General features: G+C 29.5%; 13 protein-coding genes. 12 read left to right on the top strand and 1 reads right to left on the bottom strand.

Translation table 11 applies throughout. The features are described from left to right. Positions 1-16: 16 nt before the first annotated feature. The 12 genes from BLV71_RS11455 (at position 17) to BLV71_RS11400 (ending at position 15,216) form a co-directional block, all read left to right on the top strand. On the top strand, positions 17-2,086 hold the full coding sequence (locus BLV71_RS11455) for a flotillin family protein (protein WP_093870681.1): 2,070 nt from the start codon (positions 17-19) through the stop codon (positions 2,084-2,086). Between the two features lie 118 nt (positions 2,087-2,204). Continuing rightward, positions 2,205-7,061, top strand: a complete 4,857-nt coding sequence (locus BLV71_RS11450; protein ID WP_093870680.1) for a DNA repair ATPase — start codon at positions 2,205-2,207, stop codon at positions 7,059-7,061. Positions 7,062-7,099: 38 nt separating this feature from the next. After that, positions 7,100-7,654 (top strand): DUF4178 domain-containing protein, encoded by a 555-nt coding sequence (locus BLV71_RS11445; RefSeq protein WP_093870679.1) that lies wholly within the window; start codon positions 7,100-7,102, stop codon positions 7,652-7,654. Positions 7,655-7,656: 2 nt separating this feature from the next. Then, positions 7,657-8,481 carry a hypothetical protein gene (locus BLV71_RS11440; RefSeq protein WP_093870678.1) on the top strand — a complete coding sequence of 275 codons (825 nt, stop codon included), beginning with the start codon at positions 7,657-7,659 and terminating at the stop codon, positions 8,479-8,481. 28 nt (positions 8,482-8,509) lie between these two features. Beyond that, positions 8,510-9,388, top strand: a complete 879-nt coding sequence (locus tag BLV71_RS11435) for a DUF350 domain-containing protein (protein ID WP_093870677.1) — start codon at positions 8,510-8,512, stop codon at positions 9,386-9,388. Further along, entirely contained in the window at positions 9,376-10,938 is a 1,563-nt protein-coding gene (locus BLV71_RS11430; RefSeq protein WP_093870676.1) for a polyamine aminopropyltransferase, read from the top strand. The genes BLV71_RS11435 and BLV71_RS11430 overlap by 13 nt, the downstream gene beginning before the upstream one ends. Positions 10,939-10,944: 6 nt before the next feature. After that, positions 10,945-11,241 carry an S-adenosylmethionine decarboxylase family protein gene (locus BLV71_RS11425; RefSeq protein WP_093870675.1) on the top strand — a complete coding sequence of 99 codons (297 nt, stop codon included), beginning with the start codon at positions 10,945-10,947 and terminating at the stop codon, positions 11,239-11,241. Continuing rightward, complete coding sequence (locus BLV71_RS11420; RefSeq protein ID WP_093870674.1) at positions 11,238-12,245, top strand: potassium channel family protein; 1,008 nt, start codon at positions 11,238-11,240, stop codon at positions 12,243-12,245. Before BLV71_RS11425 ends, BLV71_RS11420 begins: the two co-directional genes overlap by 4 nt. 3 nt (positions 12,246-12,248) lie before the next feature. Continuing rightward, on the top strand, positions 12,249-12,650 hold the full coding sequence (locus BLV71_RS11415) for a glycine-rich domain-containing protein (protein ID WP_093870673.1): 402 nt from the start codon (positions 12,249-12,251) through the stop codon (positions 12,648-12,650). 10 nt (positions 12,651-12,660) lie between these two features. Further along, on the top strand, positions 12,661-13,731 hold the full coding sequence (locus BLV71_RS11410; protein ID WP_093870672.1) for a hypothetical protein: 1,071 nt from the start codon (positions 12,661-12,663) through the stop codon (positions 13,729-13,731). Between the two features lie 20 nt (positions 13,732-13,751). Then, on the top strand, positions 13,752-14,264 hold the full coding sequence (locus BLV71_RS11405) for an endonuclease V (protein WP_093870671.1): 513 nt from the start codon (positions 13,752-13,754) through the stop codon (positions 14,262-14,264). A gap of 4 nt (positions 14,265-14,268) precedes the next feature. After that, positions 14,269-15,216: an MBL fold metallo-hydrolase gene (locus BLV71_RS11400; RefSeq protein ID WP_093870670.1), complete on the top strand. Its 948-nt coding sequence runs from the start codon at positions 14,269-14,271 to the stop codon at positions 15,214-15,216. A gap of 86 nt (positions 15,217-15,302) precedes the next feature. On the opposite strand, the gene BLV71_RS11395 is transcribed toward BLV71_RS11400, so the two are convergent. Beyond that, complete coding sequence (locus BLV71_RS11395) at positions 15,303-18,545, bottom strand: M36 family metallopeptidase (RefSeq protein ID WP_093870669.1); 3,243 nt, start codon at positions 18,543-18,545, stop codon at positions 15,303-15,305. Between the last annotated feature and the right edge of the window lie 110 nt (positions 18,546-18,655).

Genomic DNA, 18,655 nt, shown 5'->3' with positions numbered 1-18,655 from the left:
AAACTAATTAATTACTATGCTAGAAAATTTAATACAAATAGGATCTATTGCAATCGGGTTAATCTTATTCTTGGTAATTGCATACTTTGCAATCGTTGCAATGTTTTACAAAAAAGTACCTCAAGGACAAGCTTTGGTTCGTACAGGTTTTAAGGGAACCAAAGTTGCTACAGACAGAGGAATGTATGTAGTTCCTGTATTTCACCGTGTAGAAATCATGGATATTTCTGTTAAGAAAATTCAAATAGAACGTTTAGGTAACGATGGACTTGTTTGTAAAGATAACATGCGAGCTGATATTAAAGTAGCCTTTTTTGTTCGTGTTAATAATGAAGTAGAGTTTATAAAAAAAGTAGCACAAACAATTGGATGTGAAAGAGCTTCACATCATACAACATTAGAAGAATTATTTGAAGCTAAGTTTTCTGAAGCATTAAAAACGGTTGGAAAGAAGTTTCAGTTTACAGAATTATATGAAGCTCGTCGTGAATTTAGAGATGAAATTGTTGATATTATTGGTACTGATTTAAATGGTTACACTTTAGAAGATTGTGCTATTGATTACTTAGAACAAACACCTGTTTCTTTCTTAAAAGCTGATAATATTTTAGATGCTCAGGGGATTAAAAAAATCACTGAATTAACAGCAGCACAAAACATTAAGTCTAACTTAATTATGCGTGATGAAGAAAAAGTAATTCGTAAACAAGATGTTGAAGCTCGTGAAGCAATTTTAGAGTTAGATAAGCAATTAGCAGAAAAAGAAGAACAACAAAAACGTGAAATTGCTAACATCAAGGCACGTGAACAAGCAGAAACTTTAAAAGTTTCTGAAGAAGAACGTTTAAAGTCAGAAACAGCAAGAATCGCAACCGAAGAAAAAGTACAAGTTGCAGAAGAGAATATGCAACGTCAAATTATTGTTGCTGCAAAAAACAAACAACGTACCGATGTTGTAGAAACTGAACGTGTAGAAAAAGACAGAATGCTAGAAGCTACAGAACGTGAACGTATTGTTACTCTTGCTCAAATTGAAAAAGAAAAAGTAGTTGAAGTAGAAAAGAAAAATATTCAAGATGTTATTCGTGATCGTGTAACTTTAGAAAAAGGCGTGGTTGAAGAACAAGAAAACATGAAAGATATTGAAGCTTTTAAAACTGCCGATCGTAACAAACAAGTAAAAATTACAGTTGCTGAAGCAGATGCAGAAGAAGCTTTAATTAAAACAATAAAAGCTGCTGAAGCACAAAAAGAAGCTGCTAAGCAAAAAGCTGAAGAAATTAATATTGAAGCTCAAGCACAAAAAGAAGCGAGTGAAAAAGAAGCAGAGGCAAGAAAAACATTAGCAGAAGCTAAAGCTAAAGAAGAAGCTACTATAGGAATGTCTGAAGCACAAGTAATGCATGCAAAGGCAGATGCCAACGAACGTCAAGGACTTGTTGATGCAACTATTATTGAGAAAAAAGCGAAAGCGGAAGCTGCTGGAACTTTAGCAAAAGCAGAAGCTTTAAAAGAAGAAGGGATTGCTGAAGCTGAAGTTATTAAAGAAAAAGCATTAGCAGAAGCTACAGGAATTGAAGAAAAAGCGGAGGCAATGAAAAAACTTGATGGTGTTGGTAAAGAGCACGAAGAGTTTAAATTACGCTTAGAAAAAGAATTAAAAGTTGATTTAGCTCATATTAACGTTCAAAAAGATATTGCAGATGCACAAGCTCAAGTTATTGGAGATGCTTTAAAAGCTGCCAATATTGATATTGTAGGTGGAGAAACAATGTTCTTCGATCAAATAATTGGTCAAATTACTAAAGCTAAAGGAGTGGATAGACTTGTTAAGCACAGTACCAATATTCAAGATGTAAAAGATGCTATTTTGGGAAGTGATGATGTTAAGGGGAATTTACTAGAAAAAGTAAAAGATTTCGCTAACCAGTATGGAATTTCAACTGAGGATATTAAAAATTTAACGATTGCCAACCTTTTAATGGATTTAAAAGGAAAAGCAACAAATTCAGATGAAGAAAACTTATTTGGTAACCTATTTAATCTTGCTAAAGGTTTAGGACTATCTGATAATAAGTTATCATAATACATAAACTATGAGGTTAATTTAAAACTAACCTCATAGTTTGTATTTCACAATACTTTACAAGAATAAAAGCCATAATTCCGAAAAAGAACTCCTTTCTTTACCTTATAAAAAACATATGGAAAACCAAAATACTACTCAACAATTAGACGGCGGAACTTATGAAATTATTCAAGGTAGATTGCAAAAACAAAAGCAAGATTTACTAGAACGATTGCATAAATTAAATGATGCTAGAAAACATGTTTTTGGCACCATTGAAACCAAATTAATTGCTAATGATAGAATAAATACTGATAACAATTGTATTGCCAGAGATATTGTTTCTCTAGGTAACACTTCAATATTTGGATACAACGTACACTTTGGGTTACGAACCGATATAAAACTTTCAGATGTATTTAGTATTTATGAATTTAAAGACAATCACTTTCATCTACAATCATTGAACTTATTAAATGATGCTATTTTTACTGATGATTTTACCAATTTATATAAATACTACAGAAATACTATTTTTTCTAAGTTTGCTATTATTGGAAACTACCTATATATGGTTTTCCAATTAAGTGAAAATAAAAACGATATTAAAGCTTTTAAATGGCTTATTAAAGAAAACTCACTTCAATATATTGACAACAGAAGTGAACATGAATACAAGTTTCCCACCCAACATGAATTTAAATGGCAAGAAGTATCTAGAGATATGCATCGTTATGGTTCACACCCACATATTTCCATTTTAGATAAAATTTTTGTTGAAACTATTGGTGGTGACTTAACTATTAAAATTGAAGATAATACAAATGATGGAAAAGGTGTATTGTCAGAACCTGTTGAACATATTGATCAAACTTTAGACGATGGTCAGTTTCGTTATGGAAATCTAGGAAATTTAATTACTCTTGAAGTAAAACCATTCCAGGAAGACCCTAGATACTTTGTTTACAATCATAAGTTACAAGAAGTAAAAAAAATTGATAGTATAAAAGATACAGCTGTTCAGTTACCTGATGATCATGGTATTATTTTCCCTAACGGTTATTACCTTCAAACTGGAGAATACAAATTATTTGAAAGCGACACGAAAGATGTTAAATTTCAAGAAAAAATAATTTCACCAAATGGAGAAGATTTCTTATATGTATTTTACGCAACCATTCGTGGATTATACATATTAATGTCTTACAATATTATTGAACAGGAAGTAAAAACCCCAATAATATGTAATGGATTTACCGTTTTAGAAAATGGTGAACTTTGTTATTTTCGTACAGAAAACGAACAAACCAAACACCATGTTGTTCAAATTTGGCAAACACCATATTTAAAAGGCGATTTTATACCTTCTCAACATCAAGATAGTCTATTATACAAAATAGGGAATAAAGATATTGTTAGTGCAATGGCTGAATGCCATGAATTAATAAACCTTTTAAACAAAGAAGATAACTATACTGGTTTATACGATGATATTGCTCGAATATCAAAAAACATCAATGATGCTTACTACTGGATACTAGAACAAGAAACTCATCAATTAAACCTTCCTATTTCACAAATTAATGAAGCTGCAAATGCCGCTATTGATGAATTTGAAAAAGTAGTACAATTAAAAAAACAAGCAGAATCAGAAACCAAAATTATCAATCAAAAATCTGATGAACTTTTTAGTAAAATAAAAAGTACTTCCTTTAAATCTATTGATGATTTTGTAGTACTATTAAGTAAACTTAGAACTTTACGAGGTGAAGTTATTAGCCTTCATGATATTCGTTATATAAATATCGAATTATTAACTGATTTAGAAACTCAAGTTGCAGAACAAAATAACTTAATATCTAAACGATGTGTTCAGTTTTTACTTAATGATAAAGCATTAGCTCCATATCATAAAAGAGTTAATGAAAAACAAGAAGCCTTACCTACAATAAAAAAAGTAATTGACGCTAAATCACTTGAAAAAGAAGTAAATCAAATTACAGCTGATTTAGAAATGTTAATCGAAATTGTGACTAATTTAGAAATTGAAGACACCTCACAATCAACAAAAATAATAGATAATATATCTTTAATTTTTGCCAGTTTAAATCAATTAAAATCTGGTATAAAAAACACTATAAAAAGTTTAGGTAGTAAAGAAGCTAAAGCTGATTTTACAGCTCAATTAAAGTTAATTGATCAAAGTATCATTAATTATATTGACATGGCTACCACTCCTGAAAAATGTGATGAATTTCTTACTAAAACTGCTATTCAATTAGAAGAATTAGAAGGTAAATTTGCCGATTTTGAAGAGTTTATCACCCAAATAATTGAGAAAAGGGAAGAAATTCATAATGCGTTTGATAGTAGGAAAAATAGTTTAATTGAAAAACGAAATAAAAAAACAGTTGCATTACAAACTGCTTCTGAACGTATTTTAAAAGGAGTTAATAAAAAAGCTCAATCTTTTACCACAATCGAAGACATAAATGGCTATTTTGCAGCTGATTTAATGATTAATAAAGTTAGAGACATCATTAATCAATTAAAAGAACTTGATGATATAGGTAAAGCTGAAACCTTAGAAACACAATTAAAAGTTGCCAAAGAAGATTCTTTACGTAAGCTTAAAGACAAACAAGAACTTTATGAAGATGGTGAAAATGTAATTAGACTAGGAAAACATAAATTTGGTGTTAACAAACAATCATTAGACCTTACTATTGTTTATAAAAATGAAGGCCTTTTTTACCATTTAACTGGAACTAATTTTTATGAAGAAATCACGAATGAAACTCTTTTATCTTCCAAAAAATATTGGAACCAGGAATTAATATCTGAAAATGACACTGTTTATCGTTCTTCTTATTTAGCTTATAAATTATTTAGAAAATTCCCTGAGCAAGAACTGATTAATTTATCAGAAGAAAATTTACTAACTCTTGTTCAAAAAGAAAGTAGTAATTTATATTCTGAAGGCTATTTAAAAGGGGTTCACGATGTTGATGCTACAAAAATTTTATATACTTTAACTCACAAAAATCATGAACTAGGGCTACTCACCTATTCGTCAAATACAAGAGCATTTGCTCAATATTTTTGGCATCACTTAACTAAAAACCAACAAAACAGCTATAACACAACTATAAAAGCCTCTGGTGAAGTACTAAGTATTTTTCCAAACAGTACTTCTTACGATTTTATAATTAGTGAATTAGAAAACGCTGTTCAAATATTCAATAAAGAATCACAATTATTAAACATTACTAATTGTAGAGAGGTAGCAGAATACATTTTTAAAGAATTTCAACAAAATAACACATTTCAAATTAGTACGGATGCTATAGATATTAAAAATCTATTTATTAAAACTTTAGACAAACAAGATGCCTTGCATAAGTTTAAATCTGGAATACAAAAACTTGAAAAATATACCGCTAAAATACAATTAGCAACACAATGGGTAACCTCTTTTATTAGCACAAAAAAGCCAGCTTTTAAAAACTATACTCATGAAGTAGTATGTTTACTTCTTTTTGAAACCCTTTCTAAATCAAACATTGTAAGTGTACATCCTAATACAAGTTTAAAAGATTTAAAAGGAAATCATTTAACCATAAATGATGGTGTTTTTAATTTCAATTACCATCAATTTATAACAGACTTACAACAGTTTATTGAAATTGAAGTTCCTAATTTTGAAAAGTACAGAGAAGCAAAACATCAGATTACTGAAAATTTAAAAGAAGAATTAAAATTAGAAGAATTTAAACCAAGAGTACTTTCTTCTTTTGTTAGAAATAAATTGATAGATCAAGTTTATTTTCCATTAATTGGAGATAATTTAGCAAAACAGCTAGGAACTGTTGGCAATAATAAACGTACCGATAGGATGGGAATGTTATTATTAATTTCTCCTCCTGGATATGGTAAAACTACTTTAATGGAATATTTATCAAATCGTTTAGGTTTGGTATTTATGAAAATAAACGGCCCAGCTATTGGACATGAAGTCACTTCTGTTGATCCTATGTCTGCTAATAACTCAGCCTCTAGAGAAGAACTAAAGAAATTAAATCTTGCATTTGAGATGGGAGACAATGTTATGTTATATCTCGACGATATTCAACATTGTAATCCTGAATTTTTACAAAAATTTATTTCACTGTCTGATGGTACTCGTAAAATTGAAGGTGTTTATAATGGAAAACCTAAAACCTACGATTTACGTGGTAAAAAGTTTTGTGTAATAATGGCTGGAAACCCATATACTGAAAGTGGTGATAAGTTTCAAATACCAGATATGCTTGCCAATAGAGCTGACATATATAACTTAGGAGATATAATCGGAGATACTGAACATTTATTCAAGTTGAGTTTAATAGAAAATTCAATGACTTCAAACCCTGTACTGCATCAACTTAGTAGTAAATATTTTGAAGACGTATATACGCTTATTGATAAAGTTGAAAACAATACTCAAGAAATTAACTTAAAAGGAAATCATACAAAACAAGAAGTACAAGACTATACTGCTGTTTTAGAAAAAGTGATTACAGTTCGTGATACTATTTTAAAAGTAAATCAAACCTATATACAATCGGCTGCAATGGAGGATGCATATAGAACTGAACCTTCATTCAAATTACAAGGATCATATCGTGATATGAATAAATTGGTTGCAAAAATTGTACCTATAATGAATGATGATGAATTGCAACGATTACTATTATCTCATTATGAAAGTGAATCTCAAACGTTAACCTCATCGGCTGAAGCTAATTTATTAAAATACCGAGAATTAATAAATAATTTATCAAATGATGAGTTAACTCGATGGGATAGCATCAAACAAATATTTATTAAAAATAATAAATTAAAAGGTTTTGGTGATAAAAATGAAATGGCTCAAATCTTAAGTCAAATGATGGCTTTTTCTGATAATTTAGAAGGAATTAAAGCTGTTTTAAAAAAAGGCTTAGATAAATAATATTATGTTTACATAAAAAACTAACTAAAACTAACACTATGGGATTTTTTGACCTATTCAAAAACAACAAAGAAAAAGAAGAAAAACATTACGACCCTACAAATATTAAAATAACGGATTTAGAAAAAGGATACTTACTAGATTACGACTTAGAAACCTGGACTGTTACTAAAATGTCTGAATATGATTGGGGTAATAATTTTTTCACTAGAGAATTTACTATAGAATCAAAAGGAAAAAAAAGATTTCTTCATATTGAGGATGATGATGAACTTATTATCACTCTTTCAGAAGAATTAAAATATAGAAAACTTGGTACAACCGTTACAACCTATATAGAAAATAACGGAAAACCACCTAAAGAAATTTCTTACCAAGATATTACCTATTATTTAGATGAAGAAGCTTCAGGATACTATAGAAATGTAGAAGCTGAAAACTGGGAGGAGCTTATTTCTTTTGACTATTTAAATGAAGATGAAAATAAATGTTTAACTATAGAACAATGGGATGAAAATGATTTTGAAGCCAGCGTTGGAAAAACACTTAAAACATTTGAAATTAGTAATATTTTACCATCATATAACGAATAATTATGCGCCTTATTAAGTACTTTTTTCTATTAACTATATGCTTATTAATAAATGCATGTGGTGCAAGTAGAAAACCAAAATTTGTAAAATCACCTATTGACAATATAATTACAAAATATATTGATAAGAATAATTACAATGTCATATTAGCAGATATGGATTATAAAGAAGATACTGATAAGTATTTTCATAAATATCGAATTCTAATTGAAGAATCTAAACCTTTTTTAACAAAAGAAGAATTAAATGACACAATTAATAAACCTACTGATGTAAAAATTGTAAACACTGATTGGAAAGAGGTTTCTCCTATAACTTTTGACGAATACAAAAATGATTTAGGAATGACCATATTGAGTAAGAAAAATGGTAAACTCGACAAAAACTCAGCTCCAGCTGGTGTAAATAGTTACGTTGGAAATTCTAGATACGGTGAATGGAGAACTCATAGCAATGGTAGTTCTTTTTGGGCTTTTTACGGTCGTTATCGTTTATTCTCTGATTTATTTTATGGGTCTAGATATGGTTATGGATATGGCTACCCTAGAAATGATTGGAATGACTATAATAGAAATTATAGAAATAAAAAATCATACTATGGTAGTTCAAATAAATACGGAACGAAATATGGAAGTAACACCAATACTTCATGGAGTAAAAAACCACAAACATTTAAAAGCAGAGTAAATTCAAAGGTTAGTAAAAGTGCTTCTAGTTTAAAGTCTAGAGGATATACTTCTAGTAAAAGCTATAGTAAAACAAAAAGAAGTAGTTCAAGATATAGTAGATCATCCTCTCGTTCTAGAAGTGGCGGATTTGGTAAATAACAACGATTTAAAAAACTAAACAAAATAGATGGAAAATCTAACCGAATATATAAACATTAACAGCTTACTACATTCTTTGGGATATGTAGCAACTGCTTTTATAATTTTTTACTTAGGGAAAATAATTTATAAATTATTAAACCCTAAAATTAATATAACACACGAACTTATAGAAAAAGATAATTTTGCTTTTATCCTTTCATATGTTGGGTATTTTATCGGACTTATTACTATCCTTGGAGGAGCAATTGTAGGAGAAAGTGCTGGTTTTTATACTGACCTAATTCATATTGGAGTTTATGGAATAGCAGGGGTCATTTTATTGCATATATCAATTTTAATTAGCAACAAGTTAATCCTTCCAAAATTCGACATTAAAAAAGAGATTATAGAAGATAAAAATGAAGGTACTGGAATTATAGAGGCTTGTATATATATCGCCAATGCATTGTTACTTCATGGAGCTCTTATTGGTGAATCTACTAGTTTACAAGAAGGACTTTTAACATTTATTAGCTATTGGGCAATAGGAAACTTTATGCTCATTATAGCAACAAAAATCTTTACTTTATGGATTAATTTTGATGTACACAAGCACATTGAAAAGGATAATGTAGCGGTAGGTGTTAGTTTTGGAGGAGCCATACTTGCTATTGGGATTATAATAATGAATGCATTAATTGATCCTTTTATTGATTGGACAACAACTCTTATCGATGTTAGCTTACAAACTATTTTAGGAATTATCTTGTTACCAATTATGCGCTTCTTAACAGACAAAATATTATTACCTGGAAGAAAATTAACTGATGAAATCATTAATCAAGAAAAACCAAATATCGGTGCAGGATTAATAGAAGCATTTGCTTATGTTGGTTCAGCTATATTAATTACATGGAGTATCTAAAAAACAATTCATTTATTCTAAAATCGGCCATTTTCGCTACAGGTTTTGCCGGAATTGTAGCTGAATATGTGCTATCAACTTTAGCTACATATTTTATTGGAAATTCAGTTTTTCAATGGACAATGATTGTTTCTTTAATGCTATTTTGTATGGGATTAGGAAGCAGACTTAGTAAAAGGTTTACTAAGAACTTAATTAGAAATTTTCTATTACTTGAATTAGCTTTATCACTAATTGTTGCTTTTTCATCTGTATTAGTGTATACACTAGCAGCAGTATCATCATACTATGATGCAGTTATCTATTTTTTAAGTATGCTTGTTGGTTTACTAATTGGTTTAGAAATCCCTTTAGTTGTAAGAATTAATAAAGAATATGAAGATTTAAAAACTAACATTTCTTCAATTTTAGAAAAAGATTATTACGGAAGTTTATTAGGTGGAGTATTCTTTGCTTTTATAGGCTTACCTATACTAGGACTCACCTATACTCCTTTTATTTTAGGGTTCATTAATTTTTTTGTAGCCTGTTTAGTGTTTTATCGCTTTAAAGGTAAAATGATAAAAAACCAATTAAAATCAATGTTAGCTATGATAAGTATTGTTTTAATTACACTTATCATGGGAATGAGTTTTACTGACACAATTATTACCTGGGGTGAACAAAAAAAATATAAAGATAAAATTGTTTATTCAACCCAAAGTAAATATCAAAAAATTGTGCTAACTGAATGGAAAGATGAACATTGGCTATACTTAAATGGAAACTTACAATTTTGCTCAATAGATGAAGAAATGTATCATGAACCTTTGGTACACCCAATTATGCAACTACACCCAAATCCTCAAAAAATACTAATTCTAGGAGGAGGTGATGGATGCGCTGTAAGAGAACTACTAAAATATCCTTCAGTTGATAAAATTGATATGGTAGATCTTGACCCTAACATGACTGAACTTGGAAAAAGCAGTCCAATTCTTATCAACATTAATGAAGGGTCAATGAATAGTGAAAAACTTAAAATTTACAACAAAGATGCTTACGTGCATCTAGAACAAGACAATCAATCTTTCTACGACGTTATTATCATAGATTTACCTGATCCAAGAAGTGTTGAATTGGGCAGACTTTATTCTCATGAATTTTATACATTATGCAAACGTAAATTAAGACCTCATGGATTAATCATCACACAATCTGGTAGTCCTTATTTTGCAACCAAAGCTTTTCAATGTATTGATTTAACAATGCAATCTGCAGGTTTCACTACAGTTCCAATGCACAATCAAATTATATCTATGGGAGAATGGGGATGGATTATAGGAACAAAAAACAAAGATGTTTCTAAAGAGAAATTTAAGCAAAAACTTCGAAACCTACAATTTTCATCAGTATCAACAAAATGGATTAATAAGGAAGCTATGTTACTAATCACTTCTTTTGGTAAGAAAGATTTTTTTAATATTGGCACAAATAAAGTTGAAGTTAATAAAATTCAAAACCCAGTATTATATCAATATTATTTAAAAGGAAATTGGGATTTATACTAACACAAAATGAACACTGACTACAAACACATACAAGCCAATATATATAATTTTCAAGAATGGATTTCTGAAACTAATCCTGAGATTTTAAAAACGAGTTTTGAAAATTTATTACAACAAAGTAAATTTACTTTATTAGCTTTTAACGAACATCATTTTGAACAACAAGGATACACCTGTTTTTGGCTACTAGGAGAAAGTCATTTAGCCATTCATACGTTTCCTGAGAGTAACAAAACCTATATAGAACTTAGTAGCTGTAATCAAGAAAAATTGAACGTATTTAAAAACTTGATGCAAGCATGAGTTCCAAACAAAAATTAATATTCTTTATACTAGTTGCTGGAATCTATAATATACTAGTATATAGCCTATATCATTTTGAATCTAATTTTGAAAATACTAATATAAATAACCTTGCTGATGCTTATTGGTATTCTATTGTTACATTAACAACTGTTGGTTATGGTGATTTTTATCCTATAACATTCTGGGGAAGACTCATCGGTATTTTATTTGTATTGGGAAGTCTTGGTGTCTTAGGATACATCGTAACAGAATTAAGCTTAAAAATATCAGAATACTTAAAAAAAAGAGAAATGGGATACTTTGGAACAGACATGAATAACCACTGTATAATTATTGGATGGAATGCTTTTTCTAAACAAGTAGCAGATCAAATTATTAAGGCTGAAGAAGACTTAGCAATAGTTGTGAATAAAGAATCTGACTTAAAAACTATTAAGCAATTATACTCTGATAAAAATTGCTTTGTTTTACTTACTGACCTTAATGATTACAAGGCATTAGATAAAATAAAGCTTAAAGAATCAAGAAGAGTTTATATCAGTTTTGAAAATGATACCGACACATTAGTTTATACAATTAGTCTAAAAAAACGATTTGAAAACATTAATTGTGTAGTTGCTATAGAAAACATAGAATTAAAATCTTCTTTCAACTATTTGGGAGTTCAGTTCATTATTCCAAAAAATGAAATTGTTTCAAAATTTATAGCTAGTTATATATTTGAACCTAATGTTGCTTTACTTACAGAAGATTTAATTTCTACTTCTAACGACAAAAGTAATTTAGACATTTGCGAAACTAAGCTATCAAGTAAACATACTTATATTAACACCACTTATTTAGAAACTTTTATTCATTTAAAAGAAAAATATGGTATTACACTAGTAGCACTTAGCAGAAAAGGACAACTCATTAAAAACCCTGAAAACCATCTTACACTTCAAGAGAATGATGTTATAATATATATAGCTAATGGGGAAAATAAACAGTTTATAAATTAGCCTATGGACAATCAATTAAATGATATACTAACAAACATTCCTTTATTAAGGAAAAAAGTTGAAAAAATAAGTTTTGAAAATAATATAGATAAAGATGAATTATTAATAGAAATGCTAAAATTTCTTAACCTTATTCATATTACAAAAACAAAATTAAGTCCATCCTTATTAATTGATTTAGCATGGCATGAATTTATTTTATTCACTAGGTATTACCAAAAGTTTTGCTCTACTCATTATAATAGGTTTATACATCATACTCCTAGTGAAAATGAAGATTATACTATTTATCAAAAAACAATAAAATTATATATTAAACATTATAATAAACCACCAGAATCTATTTGGGGATCTTATGCTATGACCCAATGGGAATCTAATAATTGTGGGGCTTGTCATAATTAAAAATTAGCCTATGTATTTAGAAGGAATTATTACCATTGACCCTAGTCAATTAACAGAAATTAAAAAAGTAAAACCAACAAAAGCTTTTAAAAAATTCTTCCATCACCTAACGCTTGGAGTTATTTCAGATAAAGAAGAACGCGAAACTTTTACTGCTGTAGCAATACTGCAACAATTAAACGCCACATTTAGAAGTTTAAAAATCAACAATATCATTAAAATATCACATGATGATATTGATTTCTATCATGATAAAGATGGAAAAGAAAATGATTTAAAACATGCTCTCGATAAATATGAAATAGAGGTAAACGATGCTATGTCTATTCATTTCAAGCAACTAAAACTTGTTTTAGAGCATGAAGATTTCGATTTTAAATACCTGATAGAAATTGAAATAAATAGAGATCACAAAATAGGAGTTTTCCCTTTAGTTATTAAAATTTCAGGGTTATTTAAAGAACTTGAATCAGGAAATCCTAATAAAACTATATCTCAGGCAACCAGTTCTCAATTAAAATTTGACCAGTTTAAAGAAAAGAAGACTTCAAGATTTGATTATTTTTTAAACAAAATAAAACTTGAATTAAAAAAACAAGTAGAAACTGATGATATTCAATCTTTCATTAAAAACAAACACGTACTACCTAAACAAAAAGTAAATACAAAAGAAGATATTAGATACAATACAAAAAGAGGGGGGATTTATGGTGGATATCATGGCTTTGATGACTATCTTTTTTATAGTTTAATTTGGTCAGATATCATGCATCATAATAACAATATAGTTATAACAGATTCTTATTATGAAAATGATTCTGGAGAAGATATTGGATATGCCAAAGAGTTAGAAGTTTCAAATGATGCTTTTAATAGTGAATCTAATAATGACTTAACAGATTCTGTCACTTTTGAAGAAGACCCTTTAAGTATTAATGAACCACCAACAGATGAATCAAGTAACTGGTTTGATTTCAATTCTTGGGGTGGTGATTCAGATTCAAATGGATTTGATTTCAGTAGTAGCCCATGCTCTAACTGTTCATCATGTTCAAGCTGTGCTTCTTGTGGTGGTGATTAATATTAAAAACATATTGAAAATTGATTTTAGCATTTGATACCTATTATTTTGAAAACCAAGCAAAAACCGTTTGTATACAATTTAATAACTGGAACAGTAAGGAAACTACTAAGGTTTATGAAGAAACTTTAACTGGTATTTCTGACTATATTCCTGGAGAATTTTACAAAAGAGAATTACCTTGCATTTTAAGCTTACTTAAAAAAATTAACCTAGATAATTGTTCCGCAATAATTATAGATGGATTTGTTTTTTTAGATGACAACAAAAAACTAGGACTAGGTGGACACCTTTATAAATCATTAAAAGATAACATTCCTGTAATTGGTGTAGCCAAAAATGATTTTAAAAATATCAATACTCACAAAACATCGATTGTAAGAGGTACTAGTAAAAAAGCATTACATATTACTGCAATAGGAATGGATGTAAACATTGCTGCCAAAAAAATTAAAGAAATGCACGGAGAGTTTCGTTTTCCTGATTTATTAAAAAAAGTAGACTCACTAGGTAGAGAAAACCTTACAAACTAAACTTATGTTCTTTTCTGAAATAAAAAGTAATTACAACGAAGATATCTCTATCTTAATAAAACCAGATAATCACCCTTGGAATTATATTTGTGAATGTGGTGATGCTAGTAACTTAACCGTAAAAGAGATACAAAATACGAATGCGGTTTTTATTAGTCATACCCATATAGATCACTTTGTAAACTTTGACGCTATCATAAGACATCAAATAGGTACACAAAGAAGAATTCTTATCTGTGGCCCTAAAAATATAGCTAAACAAGTTCAAAATAGAATAAAAAGTTACACTTGGAATTTGATTGAAAAAGATGCTATTATTTACGAAATACGTGAAATGATTTCTGACAATGAAATTCATATCTATGAAATAGAACCTCCTGTATGGGAACTTAAAAAAACTTCTATTAAACATAACAACATTCTTTTTGAAGAAAATAACTTTATAGTAACTGGAATATTGCTTAACCATAAAACACCTTCTCTAAGCTATAAATTTAAAGAAAAAGACACACTTAAAATCAACCTTAAAAACAGTAATTTTAAAGGAGGAAAATGGGTAAATGATTTAAAAAACGCTTTTCTAAAAAAAGAAGAAACCGTTGCTATAAATATTGAAGGTAAAAACTATGAATCTAAAGATTTATTTCATTTACTACACACCCAAGAAGGAGATTCGATAGGAGTTATTATGGATCATGCTGCTAATTTTGAAAATCATTCTAAGATTAAAAAGCATTTTTTTCAATCTAATAAAATATACATAGAATGTTTTTATAAAAATGAAGACAAAGAATATGCTCACCTTAATTATCATAGCTACTCAGAAAAATCAGGAGAAATAATGAACGCATCTAAAATAAATGAGGCAATACCTGTACACTTTTCTAGAAAATATAACGAACAACAAATAGAGGAAATTATTTCAGAATTTAAAACAGTTTTCAAAAACTAAAAAAACCCTTTGAATTTTATAAAAGCTCAAAGGGTTTAAAATAAATAAAAAACAACTTCTTTTTATTATCTTAGAATAACCATAAGTTATTTAATAATAAATCGTTTATCTTCTTTGGTATATTTATTTTCTATTGTTAAAATATAAATACCAGTTTTTAATTTATCTGTTTGAATACTTCTTCCTGCTAGTTTTCCAGTTTCCAGTACCTGCCCCAACATATTCGTAACACTATAAGAAGCATTTAATAAATTCTTACTATTTCCTGTTAAATAAAGAAGCTCTCCTCTTTTAACTGGATTCGGAGCTACTTCGATTGAAGAAAACACACCTTCATCCTGAGTACCAATAACGTCTGTTCGAATGCCAAATTCACTTACATTAATTGATGATGTTCCACAAGAGCCTTCATAAATTTTCACATTAGAAAAAGTAGAATTATTTCCTGATCCAGCATCATTATCATTAATAAAAACTAACCTATCCATGGTTCCTGTATAAGAACTACCTACAGGAATTACATATTTTTTTGTTCCACTTACATAATTATCAAAATTAGTTACTCCATAATTTTGAGTTCCATGAACTTTGAAATATCTTGAAGAAGTTAAATTATTGTCATTTTCAAATCCTACTGCGTGAATCTCACCTTCAGACGTACTGCTAAACTCAAACTCTATTACAGTGTTAGATGTAACTGTATAATTCATTAAAATATACTTCCAAGTATTATTCGTTAATGCTAGTGAACCTCCTGAGCCTCCAATAGAATAATTTCCACTTGAATCTTGATTAGAAAATGGACTTATAGTAAAATCGTTAAAATTCAAAGCTGTACAATCACCTCCTGGGTCTCCTGCTCCATTAGTAATAGATATTGCATCTATAGCAATATCACTTTGCCAACCACTATTTCCAGAACCAGTAACTACATTAAACCTTAATTGTACACTTGCTTCATTAGCATAAGCACCTAAATCAATAGTTGCAGTTTTCCAGCTATTTCCTTGATCTCCACTTTTGCTAAACACTGATGTCCAAGTACCTGTATTGTCTTTTCTTGCCTCAACTTTTAAAGTCGCAATTGCGCTACCATACATGTGATATTGAAAAGCCAATTTAGGATTTGCTACCGAACCAAAATTTAAACAAGGAGAATTTAAAATAGCTCTCTTATTAGGGTACCCTGAACCATTTCCTGAAGCTTCAACATATAAATACGTAAAACCATCAGCTGCATTACTTGGTCCAGTATTACTTGAAGGAGTTCCTCCAGAATCTCTTGTAAAGTTTAAATCATCTCCAGTGGTTGCATCTTTCCATAAGCCTAAATTAGTTTCAAAACTTTCATTGAAAGGGAACGAAGTAACATCTCCAGCACAACTTCCTGGATCTGGATTACCTCCATCACATGGATTGGTATACGATACTGTTTGATCAGAGTTAGTATTACTACCTCCATTATTATTTTCTACAGCTCCTTCTCCAACTCCTCTACCTGCGAAAGCTTTCCAAATTAAACATTTGTATTTTCCTCCGTATAAATCTTGATCAGCTTGTAAAATACCATCTCTACCTGATACAAAACCAGGATTACTTGCTGTATTTTTTAAACCCTCTATAACTAAAGCCATTGCAACATTATTACCTCCAGTACCGGTATAAAAATTTGGATCAAAACCTTCTTGATCTATAATCAACCAAGTCATATCCCATAATATTGAAGCAAAACTATAACCAACTCCATGCGGTACTCTTAATCCGCCTATATCAGCATAATCTGTATTATTCACAGATCTATCAGTTGAATACACCGTTGGCCTAATTCCTACTCCATCTAAAGCCTGACCTAACGCATAAGTACCAACTCCTTTTCTATCAGTTCCTTTATCACCAGCTTTCATGGTTAGCATTAATCCGAACCAATCAGACCAACCTTCACCCATTTGTTCAGATCCTCCTAACACATTCGCATTCCTTCCACCTACTAATCTTGTAGAAATACCATGTCCATATTCATGAGCAATAATCATATTATCAAATGAACCATCTCTATTAGGATTTGTTCTAGTCCATAAATACATTTGCATTCTTGCATTACCTCCATCTGTTGGAGTTGCCATATTTGCATTATTAGTTCCTCCTCCATCTTGAGAATCAGCATTTACAGAATCACTTCCTGCTCCTCCTTTTCCATAGTTGTTTTCTTGAAAGTTTCCTGAAGCTTCATCAAAACCATATTGATACCATACATCATGCATAATATTATTCCAATAGAATAAGTTAGTAGTTGAAGCATCACGATAAGTACTAGGTGCTTGAGTTAAATTAACTGGGAAATTAAAATCCAAACTAGAACCTCCACTTGGAGAAGCTCCAGTGCCATTATTTCCGTTTGCATCTTCTTGAGCCCATACATTATTACCTCTTGTAATTGTATGTTCAGCACCTGCAACACCATTTGTATCATGCCACCCATAAGGTGATGCTACAGAATTAGCTGGATTAGTAACAACTGTTCTTCCTCCATCATCTGGGTTAATTAATGGCATTGCATATACATTATAAGAATCTGGCGCTAACATGCTAGATTCTTTTAAATATGGAGTACTAGATTCTTTATTTGAATTAAAAAACTCAGAAGAATCATGAGTTGTATGAGAATCATGACCATGATGAGTGTCAAAATTACAAGTTATAACCCAGTTACTTTCCGATATAATTTTATTTGAAGAAGCATCTACGTAACTATTCCACCAGTTTTTACCTCCTTTTTCATATAAATTAACATTCCAGCACAAACGTAATTCACCTTCATGTAAGAAGTATACCTTTTTAACAAGAATGGGTTCATTATCTTCTGTAATTCCTGAATTCTTAAACTCAACTAAATCATCTCCTTTACTTTTTCTCATTGTTTTAACTAATTTAGCACTAGTTAATTTATGAGCTCTTATAACTTCATTTATAGCTTGTGTTTCCGTTATAGATATTGATTTTTGTTTAGATGTTTTTATCTTTATATCATTAACAAATTGATTTTTTGAATAATTAACTTTATTATTTATAATTGATAAATTATAAGTACCATTTACAATAGGAATACCATTATAATACTGTGTTAAATAATAATGCGTCAATCCTTTTTTTAAGGAAGACGCAGTACTAGTTACTTTCCATTCAGCATAATCTAAAGATGTCGTTTTTCGAGCTTTCTGTAAATCATTAAAATGTTGTTGGATCAGTCCTAAATTTTTAGGGGTTTGTGTTTGCGAAAAATTTGTTTGGCATATTAAAAGTAATACAACAAACAGGTAGTTTTTTTTCATTTGTTTGGTTTTGAGGGATTTATATCTACGTAAAGTTAACAAACCATCTCCCAAAACTTTAAAATGTTAAAAAAATAAACATAATATCGTTTTTTAACAAAAAAACACAC

Source organism: Tenacibaculum sp. MAR_2010_89 (assembly GCF_900105985.1).
GTDB lineage: Bacteria > Bacteroidota > Bacteroidia > Flavobacteriales > Flavobacteriaceae > Polaribacter > Polaribacter halocynthiae.
Note: the sequence above shows the minus strand (reverse complement) of the source record. Positions and strands in the feature narration are given on the sequence as shown.

What these genes read in the sequence shown, in the direction of transcription:
- BLV71_RS11430 (WP_093870676.1), top strand. Translation starts at nt 9,376, where the DNA reads ATGGAGTATCTAAAAAACAATTCATTTATTCTAAAATCGGCCATTTTC.
- BLV71_RS11425 (WP_093870675.1), top strand. Translation starts at nt 10,945, where the DNA reads ATGAACACTGACTACAAACACATACAAGCCAATATATATAATTTTCAA.
- BLV71_RS11410 (WP_093870672.1), top strand. Translation starts at nt 12,661, where the DNA reads ATGTATTTAGAAGGAATTATTACCATTGACCCTAGTCAATTAACAGAA.
- BLV71_RS11450 (WP_093870680.1), top strand. Translation starts at nt 2,205, where the DNA reads ATGGAAAACCAAAATACTACTCAACAATTAGACGGCGGAACTTATGAA.
- BLV71_RS11455 (WP_093870681.1), top strand. Translation starts at nt 17, where the DNA reads ATGCTAGAAAATTTAATACAAATAGGATCTATTGCAATCGGGTTAATC.
- BLV71_RS11400 (WP_093870670.1), top strand. Translation starts at nt 14,269, where the DNA reads ATGTTCTTTTCTGAAATAAAAAGTAATTACAACGAAGATATCTCTATC.
- BLV71_RS11445 (WP_093870679.1), top strand. Translation starts at nt 7,100, where the DNA reads ATGGGATTTTTTGACCTATTCAAAAACAACAAAGAAAAAGAAGAAAAA.
- BLV71_RS11415 (WP_093870673.1), top strand. Translation starts at nt 12,249, where the DNA reads ATGGACAATCAATTAAATGATATACTAACAAACATTCCTTTATTAAGG.
- BLV71_RS11420 (WP_093870674.1), top strand. Translation starts at nt 11,238, where the DNA reads ATGAGTTCCAAACAAAAATTAATATTCTTTATACTAGTTGCTGGAATC.
- BLV71_RS11435 (WP_093870677.1), top strand. Translation starts at nt 8,510, where the DNA reads ATGGAAAATCTAACCGAATATATAAACATTAACAGCTTACTACATTCT.
- BLV71_RS11440 (WP_093870678.1), top strand. Translation starts at nt 7,657, where the DNA reads ATGCGCCTTATTAAGTACTTTTTTCTATTAACTATATGCTTATTAATA.
- BLV71_RS11395 (WP_093870669.1), bottom strand. Translation starts at nt 18,545, where the DNA reads ATGAAAAAAAACTACCTGTTTGTTGTATTACTTTTAATATGCCAAACA.